The organism is Streptomyces sp. TRM70350, assembly GCF_019219825.1.
In the GTDB taxonomy this organism is placed as follows: Bacteria; Actinomycetota; Actinomycetes; order Streptomycetales; family Streptomycetaceae; genus Streptomyces.
The window spans coordinates 17,691-36,452 of the sequence record NZ_JAHUXH010000006.1; the positions used below are offsets into that span (position 1 = coordinate 17,691).

Annotated in this window: 16 protein-coding genes and 1 pseudogene; 2 read left to right on the top strand and 15 right to left on the bottom strand. The window is 70.7% G+C overall.

Translation table 11 applies throughout. The annotated features are described in order from the left end of the window. Nucleotides 1–29: 29 nt before the first annotated feature. The 12 genes from KWI83_RS11550 to solA (KWI83_RS11605) all read right to left on the bottom strand — a co-directional run bounded on the left by KWI83_RS11550 (nt 30) and on the right by solA (KWI83_RS11605) (nt 12,864). Nucleotides 30–701: a haloacid dehalogenase type II gene (locus KWI83_RS11550; RefSeq protein WP_218514230.1), complete on the bottom strand. Its 672-nt coding sequence runs from the start codon at nt 699–701 to the stop codon at nt 30–32. Between the two features lie 45 nt (nt 702–746). After that, entirely contained in the window at nt 747–1,685 is a 939-nt protein-coding gene (locus tag KWI83_RS11555) for an aldo/keto reductase (protein WP_218514231.1), read from the bottom strand. Further along, complete coding sequence (locus KWI83_RS11560) at nt 1,682–3,151, bottom strand: aldehyde dehydrogenase family protein (protein WP_308122031.1); 1,470 nt, start codon at nt 3,149–3,151, stop codon at nt 1,682–1,684. Before KWI83_RS11560 ends, KWI83_RS11555 begins: the two co-directional genes overlap by 4 nt. Continuing rightward, nucleotides 3,148–4,101, bottom strand: coding sequence for a succinylglutamate desuccinylase/aspartoacylase family protein (locus tag KWI83_RS11565; protein WP_218514232.1), 954 nt, complete (start codon nt 4,099–4,101; stop codon nt 3,148–3,150). The genes KWI83_RS11560 and KWI83_RS11565 overlap by 4 nt, the downstream gene beginning before the upstream one ends. A 23-nt stretch (nt 4,102–4,124) precedes the next feature. After that, a complete protein-coding gene (locus KWI83_RS11570) occupies nt 4,125–5,483 on the bottom strand; it encodes an aminotransferase class III-fold pyridoxal phosphate-dependent enzyme (RefSeq protein ID WP_218514233.1) in 1,359 nt (452 codons plus the stop codon). After that, complete coding sequence (locus KWI83_RS11575) at nt 5,480–6,346, bottom strand: ABC transporter permease (RefSeq protein WP_218514234.1); 867 nt, start codon at nt 6,344–6,346, stop codon at nt 5,480–5,482. Before KWI83_RS11575 ends, KWI83_RS11570 begins: the two co-directional genes overlap by 4 nt. Then, on the bottom strand, nt 6,343–7,239 hold the full coding sequence (locus tag KWI83_RS11580) for an ABC transporter permease (RefSeq protein ID WP_218514235.1): 897 nt from the start codon (nt 7,237–7,239) through the stop codon (nt 6,343–6,345). The genes KWI83_RS11575 and KWI83_RS11580 overlap by 4 nt, the downstream gene beginning before the upstream one ends. A 3-nt stretch (nt 7,240–7,242) precedes the next feature. Beyond that, entirely contained in the window at nt 7,243–8,382 is a 1,140-nt protein-coding gene (locus KWI83_RS11585; RefSeq protein WP_218514236.1) for an ABC transporter ATP-binding protein, read from the bottom strand. Further along, complete coding sequence (locus KWI83_RS11590) at nt 8,375–9,475, bottom strand: ABC transporter substrate-binding protein (protein ID WP_218514237.1); 1,101 nt, start codon at nt 9,473–9,475, stop codon at nt 8,375–8,377. The genes KWI83_RS11585 and KWI83_RS11590 overlap by 8 nt, the downstream gene beginning before the upstream one ends. 82 nt (nt 9,476–9,557) lie before the next feature. Next, a complete protein-coding gene (locus KWI83_RS11595; protein ID WP_218514238.1) occupies nt 9,558–10,529 on the bottom strand; it encodes a succinylglutamate desuccinylase/aspartoacylase family protein in 972 nt (323 codons plus the stop codon). A gap of 18 nt (nt 10,530–10,547) precedes the next feature. Then, nucleotides 10,548–11,684, bottom strand: coding sequence for an N-methyl-L-tryptophan oxidase (gene solA / locus KWI83_RS11600; RefSeq protein WP_218514239.1), 1,137 nt, complete (start codon nt 11,682–11,684; stop codon nt 10,548–10,550). A gap of 43 nt (nt 11,685–11,727) precedes the next feature. Further along, nucleotides 11,728–12,864 (bottom strand): N-methyl-L-tryptophan oxidase, encoded by a 1,137-nt coding sequence (solA, locus tag KWI83_RS11605; protein WP_218514240.1) that lies wholly within the window; start codon nt 12,862–12,864, stop codon nt 11,728–11,730. 274 nt (nt 12,865–13,138) lie between these two features. On the opposite strand from solA (KWI83_RS11605), the gene KWI83_RS11610 reads away from it, so the two are divergent. Next, nucleotides 13,139–13,582: a helix-turn-helix domain-containing protein gene (locus KWI83_RS11610; protein WP_256362130.1), complete on the top strand. Its 444-nt coding sequence runs from the start codon at nt 13,139–13,141 to the stop codon at nt 13,580–13,582. A gap of 215 nt (nt 13,583–13,797) precedes the next feature. On the opposite strand, the pseudogene KWI83_RS40240 reads toward KWI83_RS11610, so the two are convergent. Beyond that, nucleotides 13,798–13,998 (bottom strand): annotated as a pseudogene (locus tag KWI83_RS40240) (transposase); the annotation flags it as partial. 508 nt (nt 13,999–14,506) lie between these two features. Between KWI83_RS40240 and KWI83_RS11620 the strand changes: the two are divergent. Beyond that, a complete protein-coding gene (locus KWI83_RS11620) occupies nt 14,507–15,889 on the top strand; it encodes an MFS transporter (RefSeq protein ID WP_218514241.1) in 1,383 nt (460 codons plus the stop codon). A gap of 39 nt (nt 15,890–15,928) precedes the next feature. Here the strand turns inward: KWI83_RS11620 and KWI83_RS11625 are convergent, their stop codons facing one another. Together KWI83_RS11625 and KWI83_RS11630 are read right to left on the bottom strand one after the other, a co-directional pair. Then, the gene (locus tag KWI83_RS11625; RefSeq protein WP_218514242.1) at nt 15,929–17,875 is read right to left on the bottom strand and encodes a GAF domain-containing protein; all 1,947 of its coding nucleotides are present in this window, start codon (nt 17,873–17,875) and stop codon (nt 15,929–15,931) included. A gap of 76 nt (nt 17,876–17,951) precedes the next feature. Continuing rightward, nucleotides 17,952–18,752, bottom strand: a complete 801-nt coding sequence (locus tag KWI83_RS11630) for a 3-hydroxybutyrate dehydrogenase (protein ID WP_218514243.1) — start codon at nt 18,750–18,752, stop codon at nt 17,952–17,954. Between the last annotated feature and the right edge of the window lie 10 nt (nt 18,753–18,762).

Sequence of the window (18,762 nt, forward strand, 5' to 3'; positions counted from 1 at the left end):
TCTGTCCTGTGCGCCGTGTCGCCGTGCTGTCAGCAGCCGAGCAGCTTCGGCAGGCCCGTCAGGTCGGGCAGCTCGTCGTACGGCTGGTAGTCGGCGCTGCCGGGGCGCCCGTAACGGTTGATCCACACCCGGCGCTTCAGGCCCAGGTCACGGGTGGGGATGTGGTCGTACTCCCAGCCCTGGGCGGTGTGGATGACCTGCGACGGCTCGACGCCCATGGTCCTGAAGGCGTGCTTGAAGGTCTGGCGGTCCGGCTTGTAGGCGCCGGCCTGCTGGGCGGTGATGACGTAGTCGAACTCGACGCCGATGTTCTCCACGTTCCGCGCGATCAGGTTGTCGTCGGTGTTGGAGATGATGGCGATCTCGTACTTGGTCTTCAGCGCGCGCAGGGCGTCCGGGACCTCCGGGAAGGGACCGAAGGTGGGGACGGCGTCCACGAGGGCCTCGCCGTCGGAAGTGCGGTACTCCAGGCCGTGCAGGCGCATGGCGTTGCGCAGGCTGGAGGGCAGGATCTCGTGGTAAGGACGGTAGGCCTCCAGCACGGCCTGGAAACGCATGACGCGGAAGTCGTCGAGGAACTCGTCGACGTCGAGGTTGTCCAGGTCCAGCCGGCCGGAGTCAGAAAGGATCTTCAAGGTGGTGGGGCCGAGCTGGAAGTCGACCAGGGTTCCGTAGGCGTCGAAAGTGACGATCTCTCGCATGGTGTTCAGCCTCGATTCGCTGATGGTTATGGGGACTTGCTGGTTTCAGACGACGCGTTCGCCGGGGGTGACGATCACGTCCAGGGCGGCCAGGTCGGCCGCGTCGGGGATCCAGTCGGCCGCCGCCGCGTTGGCGGTGACCTGCTGCGGCGTCATGGCGCCGCAGATGACCGAGCCGACCGCGGGCAGGGCGGCGAGTCCGCCGACGGCGACCTGAAGGAGAGTCAGGCCGCGTTCGGCGGCGTACGCGGTGAGCGCCTCGACCTTGCCGAGGGCCGCGTCGGTGAGCCAGCCCTGCCGCCAGGACAGGCGGCTGCCGGGCGGGGGCTCTTCGCCGCGCCGGTACTTGCCGCTGAGCAGGCCGTTGGCCAGCGGGTAGTACGGCAGCAGACCCAGGCCGTGGCGCAGGCAGGCCGGGATCACGTCGGCCTCCACGCCGCGGTCGAGCAGGTGGTAGCGGGCCTGGGTGGACACGAAGGCGTCGGTGAGATCCTCCGGCGGCAGGTTGGAGCAGCCGAAGTACCGGATCTTGCCCTCGTCCACCAGCTCCCGGAGCGCGGCCACCGTCTCCTCCAGCGGGGTGACGCCGTCCGGCTCGTGGTACTGGTACAGGTCGATCCGGTCGGTGCCCAGACGGCGCAGCGACGCCTCGACGGCGTACCGGATGTAGGGGCGCGCGCCCCGCCGCCCGTACATGTCGGCCTCGGGGCCCATCTCCATGCCGAACTTCGTGGCGAGGACGACGTCGTCACGGCGTCCCTTGAGGGCTGCGCCCAGGAGCCGTTCGCCGTCGCCGCGGGCGCCGCCCCGCTCACCGAACCCGCCGTACATGTCAGCGGTGTCGAACAGGGTGATCCCGGCGTCGAGGGCCGCGTGCACGACCGCCTTCGTGCCCTCCTCGTCCAGGCGGGAGCCGAAGTTGTTGCCGCCGACACCGACCACCGAGACGGTCGGGCCGCGCTCACCCAGCGTGCGATACCTCATGACCCGCTCCCGAATCCGATGCAGACGTTCTTGGTCTGCAGGTAGCTGGCCATGCCCTCGAGGCCCTTCTCCCGGCCCCAGCCGCTGTGCTTGTAGCCGCCGAAGGGGAGCTCCACGCCCGTGCCGACGCCGGTGGCGTTGACGTAGACCTGGCCCGCCCGGATCCCCTCGGCCAGCCGCATCGCGTTGTCGATGTCACGGGTCCAGACGTAGGAGGCCAGGCCGTACGGGCTGTCGTTGGCGATCTCCAGGGCCTCGTCGGCGTCGTCGAACTCGATGACGGTCAGGACGGGACCGAAGATCTCCTCACGCGCGCACCGGGCGTCGTTCGTCAGCCCGGTCAGGACCGTTGGCTCCACGTAATAGCCGTCGGCCAGCTCGGGGTCGGAGGGGGTGCCTCCGCCGACCCGCGCGACGGCGCCCTCCTGCCGCGCCAGCTCCAGGTAGCCCAGCACCCGGTCGCGCTGCCGGGCGGCCACCAGCGGACCGACGTCCGGGTCCGACAGCCCCGGGCCGACGCGCAGGGAGGCGGCGTACGAGACCAGCCGGTCCAGGAACTCCTCGGCGCCGCGTTGGAGCAGCAGCCGGGTGCCGGCCGAGCAGGTCTGCCCCGCGTTGCCGAACGCGGAGGCGGCCACGGCGCCGAGCGCCAGGTCGAAGTCGGCGTCCGCGAAGACGACGACCGGCGACTTGCCGCCCAGCTCCGTCACGGACGGCACCACGTTGGCCGCGGCGGCCTGCGCCACCTTGATGCCGGTCGGCACCGAGCCGGTGAAGGTGACCTGGTCGATGTCCGGGTGGCCGGCCAGGGCCGCTCCCGCCTCCGCGTCGCCGGGGAGAACGTTCAGGACACCGGGCGGAAGCCCGCAGTCCAGGGCTATCTTGCCGATCTCCACCGGGGTCAACGGCGCCTCGGGCGACGGCTTGAGCACGACCGTGCAGCCCGCGGCCAGTGCGGGGGCGGAGCCCCGCGCGGTGTTCTGCAGCGGGTAGTTGAACGGGATGATCTGGCCGGAGACACCGATCGGCTCACGCACGGTGTAGTCGATCAGACCGGGGCCGAGCGGGATCGTCGTGCCCCCGAGCTTGTCGGCAACGCCCGCGTAGAACTCGAAGTAGCGGGCCGCCGCCTCGACATCGCGCTTCGCCTGGCTGAGCGGCTTGCCGACGTCCCGGCTCTCGAGCCGGGCCAGCCGCTCCCCCTGGTTACGGATGGCCTCGGCGATCCGGTACAGGACCCGGCCCCGGTCGGCGGCGCGCATCCGCGCCCAGCCGGGCGAGGTGAAGGCCGCGCGCGCCGCCGCCACGGCCTGGTCCACGTCGGCCTTGCCGGCCAGCGCCACTTGGGCGATGGCCCCGCCGTTCGACGGGTCGACCGCGGTGAACGTGCGGCCGTCGGCGGCGGGGACCTGCTTGCCGTCGATCAGCAGGTCCACGTGCTGTTCCTGCTCGCGTTCGCCGGTCACGGCTGGATCTCCCCCTGCACCTCACCGAAGATGACGACCTCGTCGCCGGGGCGGACGGTGCGGATGCGGCGTACCCAGAGCACGATGCCGTCCTGCGGGGCGCGGACCTCCTCCAGCGTGTTGCCGTAGTGGTCGACGACGTGGGCGATCAGGTCGCCTTCCTTGCAGTTCTCCCCCGGCTCGGCGTGAGCGAGGAAGAAGCCGCCCGCGTCCGAGCGGGCGAAGGTCCCGGAGACGGCCGTGTAGCTGTCCCGCAGCTCCGCCGCACCGTCGATCATGCCGAGCCGGCGCAGGATGTTGCGGATCGACTGGACGTGCACGGCGACGTTCTGCTCGCGGTAGGTGGCGCCGCCGACCTCGATGGTGATGGCGGGCTTTCCGGCCGCGAGGGTGGGGTGACGGACCGTGCCGCCCCACTTGCCGCCCTTCCAGACCAGCTCGTGCCCGGCCGCGAGGGCGAGGTCGGTGGCCAGGTCCTCGTAGCCGCCCTGCAGGATGACCAGCGGGGCGATCTCGCCGAAGGTGCCGCCGGTGTGCAGGTCGACCAGGGCGTCGATGGCCGGGACGACCTGGTCGACGAAGGTGGCGGCCAGACGCAGCGAGTACGAACCGTCCGCGTCGCCCGGGAAGATCCGGTTCAGGTTCAGGTAGTCCAGGCCGCTGGTGCGGGCGGCCGCCTCGAAGGCGGGGGTGTTCATGCAGGGGATGCCGACGAGGGTGCCGCGCAGCGTGGCCGGGTCGACCTCGGCGAGTACGCGGCGGATTGCCTCCTGGCCGTCGTACTCGTCGCCGTGCACACCGGCGTCCACGCACAGCACGGGGCCGTCCTCGGCGCCGTTGACGACGATCAGCGGAATGCCGAGCTCCACACCGTAGGTGCTGGTGCCGACCGGAATCAGGCCCTGGGCGCGCTCGCCGGGGGCGACGGTCAGCGGACCGATGGAGTACATGTCGTTCCTTTCCAAAGGGGGTTTCACAGGCGGGCGGAGGCCTCGGCGAGGGTGTCCGCGATGATGTCGGCGATACGGTCGAGGAGTTGGCGGTCGCTGATCAGCGGGGGCGCGATCTGGACCAGTGGAGCTGCGCGGTTGTAGACGCGGGCGAGCAGCCCGGCCTCGCGCAGGCGGCGCGGGATCAGGTCGGCGATCAGGTCGGCGCGGGCGCTGTCGCTGAAGCCGCCGCCGTCGAGGTCGCCGACGAGTTCGCAGGCGTAGAAGAAGCCCGCGCCGCGGACGTCGCCGACGATCGGCAACTCGCCCAGGGACGTCATGCGTTGGGCCAGGTGGTCCTGGTGCAGGCGCACGTTGTCCAGGATCCGGTCGCGTTCCATGATGTCGAGGCTGCGCAGGGCGATGGCCGCGCTCAGCGGGTGGCCGCTGAAGGTGTAGCCGTGGTTGAGGACCTCGCCCGGGCGGTTGATCACGTCGGCGACGCGGTCGGAGACCAGGGTCGCGCCCAGCGGCGCGTAGCCGGCGGTGATGCCCTTGGCGACGGTGACGATGTCCGGGCGGGCGCCGTAGCGCTCCCCGCCGAACCACTCCCCGAGCCTGCCGAAGGCGGTGATCACCTCGTCGGCGACGAGCAGGAAGCCGTACTGGTCGGCCAGTCGGCGCAGGCCCTGCCAGTAGCCCTGGGGTGGCGTGATACAACCGCCCCGGTTCTGCACCGGCTCGGCGATCAGCATCCCGACCGTCTCCGGTCCGGCCGCCAGGACCGTGGCCTCCACGTCGGCGAGCAGGTACTGGGTGAAGGCCGTCTCGTCGAGGGGCTGTTCCAGAGCGGTCCGGCTCGTGTTGGCCACGAAGTGGGTCTCCACGGCCGGCGGCCCGTAGGGCTCGGTGAGGCCCGGGTCGTCGGTGAAGGACAGCGCCCCGAGGGTCAGCCCGTGGTAGGCGCCGCGCCGGGCGATGGCCTTGGTCCGGCCCGGCTCACCGCGCAGGGTGTGGTACCTGCGGGCGATCTTCCACGCGGTCTCCACGGCTTCGGCGCCGCCGCCGCTGAAGAAGACGTGCTCGATACCGTCCGGGGCCAGGGCGGCCAGCCGTTCGGCGAGTTGGAGGCCGGTGGGGTGCGCGGACTCCGACCACAGGGGGCTGTAGCAGAGTTCGCGCAGTTGCTTCTGGGCCGCTTCGGCGATCTCGTCGGCGTAGGAGTAGCCGATCTGGCAGCAGTACAGCCCGGACAGGCCGTCGATGTAGCGGTTGCCGGCCGCGTCGTCGACGTACGGGCCCTCGCCATGGCGCACGACGAACAGTTCCCTGCCCTGCGGGACGAGCGAGCCGTTCGCGGTCATGTTCAGCAGCAGATGCCGCTTGGCGGTTGTGGTGGTCATACCTTCTCAGCTCCCGGAGTGGCGATTCCCGTCGTGGTCTCGACCGACAGCAGGGAGTTCTGTCGTCCGGAGCCGAGCCAGCGCACCAGGGCCACCAGGGCGAGGGCGAGGATCGCGAAGGCGATCAGGATCGCGCTGACCGCGGTCACGCTGGGATCGATGTCGAACGTCAGCGAGTTGTAGATCTGCACCGGCAGCGTGACGGTGTCGACCGACGCCAGGAACTGGGAGATGTAGAACTCGTCGAAGCTCGTGATGAACGAGAAGATCGCCGCCGCGATCATGCCCGGCGCGGCCAGCGGGAAGGTGATCTTCCGGGCGATCGTCAGCCGGCTGGCGCCCATGCTGGCCGCGGCGTCCTCCAGGCGTTCGTCGATCCCGCGCAGGGTCGCGATCAGGATCAGCACCGCGATCGGCGAGGCCAGCACGGTGTGGCCGAGGGCGATGGCGAGCGGGCTGCCCAGCATCGCGGCCGGTTCGAACAGCAGGAACAGACCCAGCGCGGTGACGATGTTCGGGATGATCAGCGGACCCAGGACCAGCGCGTAGACCGCGGAGCGCAGCGGCAGTTCGCTGCGGGTCAGCGCGGTCGCCGCGGTCACCCCGATGATCAGCGAGAAGACCGTGCTCAACGCGGCGATCAGGGCGCTGAGCGACAGCGCCGCCGGCCACTTGCTGCCGTCGGCGAACAACGCCTTGTACCAGCCCAGCGTCCAGGAGTCCGGCGGGAACGCCGCGAAGGCGTTGTCACTGAACGACGTGACCAGGATGACCACGATCGGCAACGCCAGGAACAGCAGGATCACGGTGGCGACCGCCGTCAGAACGATCCGCCCGGCCAGGGTGCTGCGCAGCTCCATCATGACGCGCTCCTCTTCTTCCGGCTCGCGCCCAGGGAGCTGATCAGCTTGACCAGCAGCAGTCCGGCGAAGGTCAGCAGCAGAAGGATGACGCCCTCAGCGGCCGCCCCGTTCCACTGGTTCTCCTTCGTCACCTGCTGGTTGATCAGCGAGGCGATCATCGTCTGGTTCGGCCCGCCCATCAGCGCGGGAGTGATGTAGTAACCCAGCGACAGAATGAAACCGAGCAGCCCCGCACTGGCCAGCCCGGGGGCGACCAGCGGCAGATACACCCGGCGGAAGATGGTCACGCGTCCCGCGCCCATGCTCGCCGCGGCCGCCAGCAGCCTGCGGTCCACACCGCGCATCACCCCGTACAGCAGCAGCACCGTGTACGGCAGCATCACCGAGGTCGTGCCGATGACCACACCGATCTCGTTGTACAGCAGCTGATAGGGCGCTCCGGGGACCCACAGCGTGGACAGGGTCTCGTTCACCAGGCCCTTGTCACCGAGCATGATGATCCAGCCGTAGGTACGCACCAGGGCGCTGATGAAGTGCGGCACGACCACGACCAGCATCGCCAGCCCGGCCCACACGGGCTTCAGCCGCGAGATCGCGTTCGCCAGGACGAACCCGAAGACCAGACTGAACAGCGCCGTCTCCGCCGAGATCCGCAACGTCGTGAACAGCACCGACAGATTGACGCCCGTGAGCGCCTCGGCGTACCAGCGCAGGGTGAGCGATCCGTCGGCGTTCTTCAGACTGAGGAACATCGTGCTGAAGATCGGGTAGACGAACAGCACCAGCAGATAGACCACGACCGGCAGGGCGTACAGGATGCCGGCCCTTGTCCGGCGCGAGGCCAGCAGCTTGCGCGGACGGGCGGGAGCATGGGCGGTCAGAGTGGCGGCCATGACTCACCCGCCCTGTTCGGTGGGGAAGAGATTGACGTCCTCGGGATGGACGGTCACCCCGATCTGCTCGCCGGATACGGGCCCCCGGCCGGCCGGGACCTCCAGACGCAGCAGCGGCGCGTCACCGGCACCGATGCGCACGCCCGCGCGGACCAGGGTGCCCACATACGTGGCGGTCTCCACCGTGCCGGTGACGAAGCCCTCGTCCGGAGCACAGGCCCGCAGCCGACCCGGCTGGACAGCCACCTTCACCTCGGTACCGGAGACCAGGTCATGGCGCCGCGCCTTCAGCAGCCCCCCGCTCTGGGTGAGGCGGACCAGGGTGTGCTCGTCGGTGCTCTGCACCACCCGGCCGGGCAGGAAGTTCGCCGCGCCGAGGAAGTCCGCCACGAACGGCGTCCTCGGCCGCTCGAACAGCTCCCGCGGGGTGTCGAACTGCTCGATCAGACCGTTACGCATCACCGCGATACGGTCCGACATCACCAGCGCCTCTTCCTGATCGTGCGTCACATAGATGACGGTCAGGCCGAGTTCCTGCTGAATGGCCTTGATCTCCACCTGGAGCTGGTCACGCAGCTTCTTGTCCAGCGCGCCCAGCGGCTCGTCCATGAGGATCACCGGCGGCCGGTAGACCAGCGCCCGGCACAGGGCCACACGCTGCTGCTGACCACCGGACAGCTCACGCGGCTTGCGGCCGCCGAAGCCGGACAGGCCGGCGATCTCCAGGGTCTCCCCCACCCGCCTGCGGATCTCGTCCTTCGGCACCCCGCGCAGCGTGAGCGGGAAAGCGACGTTCTCACTCACCGTCATGTGCGGGAAGAGCAGGTACTGCTGGAAGACGAAACCCAGGTTGCGTTTCTGCGGGGCGAGCCGCGTGACGTCGCGGTCCCCGACGGTGATGGTGCCGGAGTCCGGTTCGCAGAACCCGGCGATCATCATCAGGGTCGTGGTCTTGCCCGACCCGGAGGCGCCGAGGAAGGTGACGAACTCCCCGGCCGCGATCTCCATGGAGGCCTCGTCCACGGCGACGACGTCGCCGTATGTCTTGCGCAGGGCCACTACCGACAGCGGTTTGCCGGTCGCGGTGGCCGGCTTGGCGCCGGCCACCGCGACGGACGGTGTGGCAACACCGAATTCAGCCACGAGCCCACTCCAACCAGCGCTTGGTGACGGCGGATTCGTTCTTGAGCCACCAGTCGAGGTCCGTGTCGAAACCCTTGTCGTAGTACTGCGGCGCGCCGGCGAGTGCGTTGCGCTCGTCCTCGGTGAGCTTCGCGTAGGCCACCGGGGAGGAGGGGTTCGACGGGAAAACCTTGGCCAGGTTGGCCTGGATCTCGGGACGCAACGAGAAGTCCATGAGCTGGTAGGCGTTGTCCGCGTTGGCCGCGCCCTTGGCGATGGCGTAGCCCTGGAACTGGCGGCGCATGCCGTTGAGCTGCCTGGCGACCGGGACGCCCTGCTTCTGCAGGTCGGCGATCCGGCCGTCCCAGACGGTGGACATCGTCACTTCCTGGCGGCTGAGCAGGACGCCGGGGAGCGGGCCGCTGTCCCAGAACTTCTTGATGTCGGACCTGAGCCGGGTCAGCACCTTGAAGGCGCGGTCGACGTCGAGCGGGTACAGCTTGTCCATCGGCACACCGTCGGCCAGCAGCGCGAACTCCAGCTCCGGCAGGTCCGCGTCCGGGTTGCACATCGAGCGGCTGCCCTGGAACGCCTTGGTGTCCCAGAAGTCCGCCCACGACTCGGGCTTCTTACCGCCGAAGGCGTCGGTGCGGTACGCCATGCACTGGCCGTAGAAGCTGTTGCCGATGGCGTGGTCGGTGATCTGGTTCTCGGGGATCTTCGCGCTCTTCAGGCTCTTGACCCGGTCGAGGTCCAGCTTCTCCAGTGCGTCCTGGTTCACGTACTTGGCGTGGGACATCATCGAGTTGTTGATGAGGTCGCACTGCGGGCGGCCCTGCTTGATCTGCGCGAGCAGCGGGGCGTCGTCCAGGTTGAGGACCTTGACGGTGATGCCGGTCTCCTGGGTGAACGGCGTGTAGATCGCCTTCTGCAGGGCCGCGCCGAAGGTACCGCCGCTGTCGCGGACGATCACTGTCTTGCCGTCTCCCTTGCCGCCGGAGGCTGCGCGGCTGGTGCCGGTGCCGCAGGCGGCGAGGGAGGGAAGAGCGGCGAGGGCGGCCAGGCCGCCTGCTCCGCGCAGGAGCGCTCTACGGCCGATCACGGGATCACTCATGACAAATCTCCTGGAGGTAGCGCGTGGGGACCAGCTCAATGGGCGGTGGGGGGGGGGAATCAGCGGGCGGGCACGCGGCCCGTCAGTCATGCGGGACGGCGATGGCGGCGAGCTCCGTGCCGGGGCGGACGGTGAGCCCGTTCATGCCATAGATGATCTTTCCGGTGGCGGTCGCGGCGATCTTGTGCTCGGCGCCGTCGGCCGGGTCGATGATGTGGCCGATGGTCTGTCCTTCGGTCACCACGTCACCGGTGATCGCGTCCGGGTACCACAGGCCGGCGGCCGGGGAGACGACGTCGCCCGTCCAGACCCACTCGCGCGGCCGCGCGGTCACCGGTGCGAGGTCCTGCGGGGCCTCGATGACACCGAGGTGGTGCAGCAGCCGGTGCAGGCCGTCGAGGAGTCTGCGCGCAGTGGCGGGGTCCCGGTCGCCGAGTTGCCCGGTCTCGACGAGGATGGCGGGAATACCCTGCCGGTTCGCCGCGGCGTGGCTGTTGCCGCCGTCCGGGACGGGGCGGACGATGACCCGTTCGTAGCCGACGGCGTAGGCCATTCCCTTGATCTTGGCGTCCAGTTCCTCGTCGGAGGTCAGGCGGTAGCCGACGAAGTCGAGCAGATGCTGGTCGATGCCGCCGCTGTGCAGATCGACGTAAGCGTCGGCGCCGTTGACCACGGTCTCGAACAGCCAGGCCGCCATCCGGTCGGTGGGGCCGCCGTTCGGGTCGCCGGGGAAGACGCGGTTGATGTTGACGCCGTCCAGTGGCGAGATGTTGAGCCTGCCTCCGTAGACGGCAGGGGGGTTGGCCACGGGGCAGATCACCAGCTGGCCTGCGACATCGTCCGGCTCCAGCAGTCCGGCCAGGCGGGTGGCGGCGTCGACCCCGATGAACTCGCCGCCGTGCACCCCGCCGGTGATCACGACTCTGGGGCCGGGACGGGAGCCGTTGACGAGGATGAGGGGGACCTCCACCGTCGTGGGGCCGAGGTCGGCGGGGAGGCTCCCGCGGGTCTTCTGGCCGGGCTCGGCCCGAAGCGGGCCGATGGTCAGGGTCATGTCTTACCTCATTCGGGCTCAGGCCGCGGCGCGGCCGTGGGTACTGATGAAGTCGATCGGCTGGGTTGTGCGGCCCTCCAGGGCGAGGTCCGCGGCGATGTCGCCCATGGCGGGCGAGAGTTTGAAGCCCTGACCGGAGAACCCGGCCAGCAGGATGATGTCGTCGCATCCGGGCAGGGGGCCGACCAGCGGGCGGGTGCTGTCGGTGTAGCCCTCCATGAAGACGCCGAGCCGCACCGGGTCGGGGTTCAGGCCGGGCAGGTGGCGCCGCACGATCTCGGTGAAGGTCTCCAGTTCCTCCGGCGCGACGGTCCTCTCCAGCCTGTTCGGGTCGTCCACAGGGCGGTGATACGCCTGGGACAGGCCGAGCTTGACGGACAAGCCGTCCGGGGACGGGATCCCGTAGAAGTGGGGGGCGCCCGCGCGAATGAAGCCGGGGCGCTCCTCGCCGGCCCGGTGGTCCTCGCCGGGCAGGAACCAGGCGCTGATCGCACGGCAGATGCTCACCTGCCACGGCAGGTCGGGCAGCAGGTCACCCACCCAGGGACCCGGGGTGACCACCGCGGCGTCGAAGCGCTCCCTGTCGGTGTCGGTGCGGATCTCCACCCCTCCCCCGGCCACGGGGTTGACCTTCCGCACCGGGGTGTAGCGGCGGAGCCGGGCACCCAGTTCCGCGGCGCGGCGGGCCGCGGTCTGGACCGTCAGCTCGGGGCGGATGAAGCCCGCACGGCGGTCGAGGACCGCAAGGTCGCCGTCGTCCACCCGGAACTGCGGGAAACGCTTGGCCATCGCCTCGGCGTCGATCACCTCGTGGTCGAGGCCGTGCTCGGCGATGACGTCCATGACCGTGCGCATCTCGGGGTCGTCGGCCGACCCCATGAACAGGCAGCCCGTCAGACGGCGCAGCTCGCGGCCGGTCTCCGTCTGCAACTGCTGCCAGAGGGCGTCGGCGTGCCGTACGAGCGGTACGTACCGGCCGTCGTCGGTCTGCACGCTGCGGAAGACCCGGGTCTCTCCGCCCGCGGCGCTGCGGTCGTGGCCGGGGGCGAAGCGGTCGTAGGCGACGACCTCGGCGCCACGGGCCACCAGCCGCCAGGCGGCCTGGCTGCCGACCGTGCCGGTACCGACGACGGCGACCCGTTTCCTCGTGGCCATGTGGTTCTCCTTGGCGGATGTGCCGGATGGTGGTCGGGGCGGTTCAGGCCTCGGTGCGGCCGAGAGTCGACACGAAGTCGATGGGCTGGGCGGAGGAGCCCTCCAGGGCGAGGTCTGCGGCGATGTCGCCGAAGGCGGGCGAGAGCTTGAAGCCGTGGCCGGAGAAACCGGCGAGCAGGACGACGTTCTCCGCGCCGGGCAGCGGGCCGATCAGCGGGCGGCTGCTCTCGGTGTAGCCCTCCATGAAGACGGACAGGCGGGTCGGGTCCGGGTGCAGGTCCGGCACATGGCGGCGGAGCAGCTCGGTGTAGATCTCCAGCTCCTCCGGCTGCACGGTGCGGTCCAGCGCGTTGGGGTCGCCGGCGGGTCGGTGCAGGTCCTTGCTGAGCCCGATCTTGACGGAGACGCCGTCCGGGGAAGGCAGGCCGTAGCAGTGGGTGGGGGCGGTACGGATGAACGCGGGGCGCTCCTCGCCGAACCAGGCGTCGGTGGTCGGCACGAACCAGGCGCTGATCAGGCGGCGGATGTCCACCTCCCACGGCAGGTCGGGCAGCAGGTCGTTCACCCACGGGCCGACGGTGACGACGACCGCGTCGAAGCGCTCGCCGCCGGAGTCGGTGCGGACCTCCACTCCACCGCTCACCGGCGTGATCTCCCGCACGGGCGTGTAGCGGTGGATCCGGGCGCCCAGCTGCTCGGCGCGGCGGGCGGCGGTCTGGACGGTCAGCTCGGGGCGGATGAAGCCCGCGCGGCGGTCGAGCACGACTGCGTCGCCGTCCTCCAGCCGGTACTGGGGGAAACGTTTCGCCAGCGCCTCGGCGTCCAGCACCTCATGGTCGAGGCCGTGCTCCGCGATGGACTCCAGGACGGTGGCCATCTGCCGTTCCGCGGTCGGCCCCATCAGCAGGCACCCGGTCAGACGGCGCAGCTCACGGCCGGTCTCCTGCTGAAGCTGCTCCCACAGGGCGTCGGCGTGCTTGAGGAGCGGGACGTACCGGGAGTCCTCGAAGTGGGCGCTGCGGAAGATCCGGGTCTCACCGCCGGCGGCGCTGCGGTCGTGACCGGGGGCGAAGCGGTCGTAGGCGACGACCTCGGCGCCCCGGGCCGCGAGCCGCCAGGCGGCCTGGCTGCCCATCGTTCCCACGCCGACGACGGCGACGCGCTTCCTGGCAGCTGACACAGGGGTTTCCTTTCGTATCGCCGGGGCGCATGCTGGCTCCCCTGCGTGAGACTGTTCGATTCGAGAGGGTTTGGGCGGGGCCGGGGCTTCGGGGGCCGTCGGCTCGCATCCGTCCGGTTCTCGTAAGTCCGGCTCACTTCGTCGGGATCTTCCGGGGAGCCGTGCCACATTGTGGAATGCTGTGCTGGAATCTGGCACAGAGAATGGCAGTGGCCCGAGAGGGAGTCAAGAGGGTGTCGGCCAGAAATTCCGAGGATTAACAGGGGGAAACCGGATGGAAATGAATAGCGTCACCAGGTCGCTGCGCATCCTGGAGGCGGTCGCCCAGCATCAGCCGGTCGCTGTCGGGGAGTTGACGAAGTTCTTCGGCCTGTCGAAGTCGACGGTGCAGCGCACCCTGGTCACCCTGTCCGAGGCGGGCTGGCTCCGGGCCAACCGCAAGGAGACCACCCGCTGGGAGATCGGCGCCCGCGTCCTGGCCGTGCGGCCCGCCGCCCTGCAGGGGTCCAGCCTGTTCGTCGCCGCCCGCGAGCCCATGGTCCGGCTCCGCGACGCGGTGAACGAGACCATCCACCTGTCGGTGCCCGACGCCCTGCAGTGCATGGTCGTCGTCGACCGCGGCGGCCAGCCGGTCAGGGCGGTGGGGTTGGGGAAGACCTGCACGACGTCGGCCAGAAATTCTTCCAGTGCCCCGGCGGGAAGTCCGCGAACGCGGTGATCTCCCCGGCGGCTTCCAACAGCATGACTTTGACCAGCTGGGTGCGGACGGCCTCGGCAGTGGTCTGCGCGACGATGGTCCGGATGGCGACGGCCATCTCCCCAGAACCTTCTCGATGCCGGAAAACACGTCCCGGACGAAGCGGACCCGGCACCTTGCCAGGCCACGCCACGGAAGACGGTGCGGGCCACCAGCCCGCTGCGGCTGTCGGAGATCACCAGCCGGACATGTTCCAGGCCACGGGCCCGCAGACTGCGCGGGAACTTCGTCCAGAACGGCTTGGACTCACTGTCGCCGACCATCAGCCCGAGGATCTCGGGGTGCCCGGTAGCGGAGATCCCGGTAGCGATGACCACCGCCTGAGAGGCGATCCGGTGGTTGACCCCGGCCCTGCCGTGGGTGGCGTCCAGGAACACGTAGGGGAAGACGTGTGGTCCAGCGGGCGTTCCGTGAAGGCGGTCAGCTCCTCGTCCAGCTCGCCGCGGACCGCGGGAGTCCTCGGACTGGGAGATCCGGCTGTCCGCACCCAGGGCTTTGACCAGTCGTCGACCGAGCGGGTGGGCAGTCCGTGCACGTGGCCTCCACTACCACGGCGAACGGACATGCCCGAGTTCTGCAGAGCGTAGCCGGCGCCGAGTCAGCACGGGACAGAGGAGCACGGGTGATGACGTGGGACTTCAGTCAGCACCGAACCAGCACGGGAGTCAGCACGCCACCGTCGAATCACCCATAACTACGCGTCTGGACAGCGGTCATCTCGACCCTCTTCAAGCCGCTGAGCCGCCGCTCCGCGAGCGGGCATGGTGGTCCGACGCATAGCCGCGCCCCGAACTATGTTGGCCCACCACATGTGCGCCTGACCTGCAGGTTTCTACGGTGTGCCCACACGTACCCGTCCCCACCGCACACGAGGAAGTGGCGCACATGGCCTCCGCAGCAACCGCTCCCCCATCCCTGGGCAAACTGAAGCGCATCGTCGCCGCGTCCCTCATCGGCACCACCATCGAGTGGTACGACTTCTTCCTGTACGGCTCGGCGGCCGCGCTCGTGTTCAACCAGCTGTTCTTCCCGGAGTCCGACCCGCTCGTCGGCACGCTGCTGTCGTTCCTGACCTACGCCGTGGGCTTCGCGGCCCGGCCGCTCGGTGCGCTGGTCTTCGGGCACTACGGCGACCGGCTCGGGCGGAAGAAGCTGCTCGTGCTGAGTCTGTTGCTGATGGGCGGCGCGACCTTCGCGATCGGGCTCCTGCCCACCCACGCGACGATCGGCAGCGCGGCGCCCGTGCTGCTGACCGTGCTGCGGCTCGTGCAGGGCTTCGCGCTCGGTGGTGAGTGGGGCGGCGCCGTCCTGCTGGTGTCGGAGCACGGGGACGCCCGACGTCGTGGCTTCTGGGCGTCGTGGCCGCAGACCGGCGCGCCCGCGGGGCAGCTCCTCGCGACCGGCGTGCTGTCCTTCCTCACCGCCGTCCTGTCCGAGGCCGCCTTCACCGGCTGGGGCTGGCGCATTCCGTTCCTGCTCTCCGGGGTGCTGGTGATCGTCGGACTGTGGATCCGGCTCTCCGTCGACGAGTCCCCCGTCTTCCAGCAGGCGCTCGCCCAGGCCGAGGCACGCAAGGCCGACCACGCGGCGCAGGCCGAGAAAATGCCGCTCGTCGCGGTGCTGCGGCACCACTGGCGGGACGTCCTGGTGGCCATGGGCGCCCGTATGGCCGAGAACATCAGCTACTACGTCATCACCGCCTTCATCCTCGTCTACGCCACCACCTCCGCCGGCGTCTCCAAGCAGACCGCCCTCAACGCGGTGCTCATCGCGTCGGCCGTGCACTTCGCGGTCATCCCGCTGTGGGGCGCGCTGTCCGACCGGATCGGCCGCCGTCCCGTCTATCTGATCGGCGCGGTCGGCGTCGGCCTGTGGATGTTCCCGTTCTTCGCGCTCATCGACACCGGCGGCTTCGGCAACCTGCTCCTCGCCGTGACCGTGGGTCTGGTGCTGCACGGGGCGATGTACGCGCCGCAGGCCGCCTTCTTCTCCGAGATGTTCGCGACCCGCATGCGCTACTCCGGCGCCTCCATCGGCGCCCAGTTCGCCTCCGTCGCCGCGGGCGCCCCGGCCCCGCTGATCGCCACCGCCCTGCTGTCGGACTACGGCAGCTCCACTCCCATCTCCCTGTACGTCATCGCCGCCGCGCTCCTCACGATCGTCGCCGTGGCGGCGGCCAAGGAGACCCGCAACCGGGATCTGGCCGACGTCGCCCCCGCCGACGCCGAGCGGTCGGCGTCCCGGGCCGCGGACGCGCACACCGTCTGACGCCCGGCCTCGACCCCTGTACGCCCGTGCGTACAGGGGTCACTTGCGTATCGGAGTCGCCAAGCGGTGCAGCCGCAGGGCGAGTTGGATCTCCAGGGCGCGCGACGGGGTCTGCCAGTCGTCGCCCAGGAGTCGGCCGATACGTTCCAGGCGCTGGGCGACGGTGTTGACGTGGACGTGGAGTTCGTCCTTGGTGCGGGCCGGGCTCGTCCCGCAGGCGAAGTAGGCGTCGAGCGTGCGCACCAGGTCGGTGCCGCGGCGTTCGTCGTACGCCACGACCTGGCCGATCGTGCGGTCGACGAAACCGGCGATGTCCCGGTCGCCGGCCAGCAGCAGGCCCAGGAAGCCGAAGTCCTCGGCGGCGGCCCCGTCGCCGCTACGGCCGAGCAGGCGCAGGGCGTCCAGGCAGCGCCGTCCCTCCTCGTAGGCGGCGGCGACGGCGTCGGGCCGGGCGGTGAGGTCCTCGACCGGTGCGGACGCGCCGACCGTGACCGCTTCGTGGACGGCGGTGCCCAGCTGCCGGGCGGTGCGGCGGGCCAGGCCCGTCGCCGTGTCACCGGCGTCGAGGGGCAGCAGCAGGACCGTACCGCCGTCGCGGGTGGCGGCCAGGCCGTGCCGGGTGGCGGCGAGGTGGGACGCGGCGGACCACAGGCGTCGGCGGGCGTCCGCCTCCTGGTCGGCGTCGGCCGGGGGGCCGTCGAGGCGGGCGGCGAGGACGACGTGGGTGGCGTCGAGGTCGGCGTGCAGCCGGGAGGCGCGTTCGCGCAGCAGGCGCGGGTCGCGGTCGCGGGCGTCGAGCAGGTCGTCGAGGAGTTCGCCCCGGACGCGTTGCTCGGCCTCGGCGGCGGAGCGCCGGGCGAGCAGCAGCAGTGAGGTGACCATCGCGGCGCGCTCCAGCGTGCGCTGGTCGACGGGGTCGAGGCCGGGATGGCCGCGCAGCACGAGCGCGCCGAACAGTTCACCGCCCGCGGCGACGGCGGCGATCCAGTCGTCCTCGTGCCGGACCGTGTGCCCTTCGGTGCGGAAGGCCTCCAGGGCCTGCGCCGGTGCGGCGGTGACGTCGGTGAACTCGACCGTGCCGTCGAGGACTTCGGAGACGGCGGCGGCCACGTCGTGCACCCCGCCGCCGCGCAGCACCAGTTCGGCGAGCCGGTCGTGCACGTCGGAGGCACGTTCGATGACGGCGCTGCGGTCCCGGATGATCTCGTTGGCGCGCTCCAGGTCGGCGAGGGCGGAGCGGGTCTCGGTGAGCAGGTTCGCGGTGTCGATGGCTGCGGCGGCCAGGGCGGCGAAGGAGCCGAGCAGCGCGATCTGCTCACGCTCGAAGACCCGCGCGCGCCGGTCCGCCGCGAACAGCACGCCGATCACGTGGTGCCCCAGCATCAGCGGCACGCCGAGGATGGCGACCAGTCCCTCGTCCCGTACGCCCGCGTCGATGGTGGCGGTGTGCTGGAAGCGGTCGTCCCGGAAGTAGTCGTCGGTGACGTACGGCCGGGCCGTCTGCGCGACCAGGCCGCCCAGGCCCTCCCCCATGCCGAGCCGCAGCTGCTGGAAGCGGGCCGCGACCGAGCCCTCGGTCACGCGCATGTAGGTGTCGCCTCGGTCCGGGTCGTTCAGGCTGAGGTAGGCGACATCGGTGCCGAGCAGCGACCGGGCGCGCTGCACGATCGCCCGGAGCACGGCGTCCAGGTCGCGCAGTCCGGCCAGGTCGTGGGCGGTCTCGAAGAGCGCCGACAGCTCCGCCTCCCGGCGGCGCCGCCCCTCCAGCTCCGACCTGACACGCAGGGCGAGCAGCTTGGCGTGTTCGAGCGCCGCGATCCGTTCGGCGGGCCGGCCCTGGGCGCGGGCGAGCAGCACGGGCTGCTCGTAGGCGTCGGCGGACGCGCCACGGGCCAGCAGCTCCAGGAACGGCGCCTCGGCGCCGTACGAGGGCGCCTCGGGGTCGCCGGTGGGGCGCTCGGCGGACTGCACGTGATCGCGGGACATGGTCACAGGATTCCTCATCGCCGGGCCGCCCCGTCAGCCCTGTGGAAAACTCCGGGCACCCCGAGCCCGGGCCGAACTAGTGCGCGGTCCAGCCGCCGTCGAGTACGAGCGACGCACCGGTCATGAAGGACGCCTGTGGGCTGCACAGGTAGGCCACGGCCTCGGCGACCTCCTCGGGTTCGATGAGCCGCTTGACCGCGCTGTCCTGCAGCATGACCTCCGAGAGGACGCGCTCCTGCGGGATGCCGTGCGCCCTCGCCTGGTCGGCGAGCTGCTTCTCGACCAGGGGGGTGCGGACGTAGGCGGGGTTCACGCAGTTCGAGGTGACGCCGTGGGGTGCGCCTTCCAGAGCGGCGGTCTTGGACAGCCCTTCCAGGCCGTGTTTGGCGGCCACGTACGCCGCCTTGTAGGCGGAGGCGCGCAGGCCGTGCACGGAGGAGATGTTCACGATGCGGCCCCAGCCCTGCCCGTACATGTGCGGCAGCGCGCCGCGGATGAGGCGGAACGGCGCCTCCAGCATCACGGTGAGCACAGTGTGGAAGACGTCGGGCGGGAACTCCTCGATGGGGCGGACCAGTTGGAGCCCGGCATTGTTCACCAGCACGTCCGTGCCGGCGGCCGCGGCCTCGGCGGCGTCCAGGTCGGTGAGGTCGAGGACGTGCGGTGCGACGCTGCCGGGCAGGCCCGCCGACTGCTCGGCGAGCGCCTCCAGACCGGCGTCGTCCCGGTCGACGGCTCTGACCTTGGCGCCGGCGGCCGCGAGCCGCAGGACACAGGCGCGGCCGATACCGCCGGCGGCGCCGGTGACGAGGGCCGTGCGGCCGCCGAGGTCGAGCGTGGGGGCGTGGGGGCCGGGAAGGGCACGGGACGCGGTCATGGGTCGACCC